Below are 367 nucleotides of genomic sequence, written 5' to 3'. Positions count from 1 at the left end.
ATGGCCCATGTGCCCAGGTTCTTCTCCTGCCCGTAGAGCATGATATTGGGCTGACCGGCAATCGTACCGTTGGGCATTTGCGCGACATGGTGGGCACTTTCCACCAGCATGCCGCCACAGCCGCAGGTGGGGTCGTAGACGGTCTGGCCGGGTTGAGGATCCAGCAGGTTCACCAGCAGTTGTACTACAGGCTTGGGGGTATAGAACTCGCCTCCTTTCTTACCGGCATCGTCGGCAAACTGCTTGATCAGGTACTCGTAGGCATCCCCCAGCATATCGGCCTTGTAGAGGGAGTCGTTGCCAAGGTTGTACTGGTTGAAGTGACGCAGCAGGCGAGACAGCAGCTCATCACCCAGCTTGGCCTTGT

The 367-nt window shown here is 58.0% G+C and carries 1 protein-coding gene; it reads right to left on the bottom strand.

Annotation, left to right across the window (positions count from 1 at the left end; translation table 11 throughout):
- Positions 1 to 367, bottom strand: a 367-nt coding sequence (locus tag E1189_RS00275; protein ID WP_155158158.1) for an HsdM family class I SAM-dependent methyltransferase, incomplete at both ends; no start/stop codon positions are given.

Origin of the sequence: Parendozoicomonas verongulae (genome assembly GCF_009711465.1) — a bacterium.
GTDB lineage: Bacteria > Pseudomonadota > Gammaproteobacteria > Pseudomonadales > Endozoicomonadaceae > Sansalvadorimonas > Sansalvadorimonas verongulae.
This window is presented reverse-complemented; position numbering and strand designations above follow the sequence as displayed.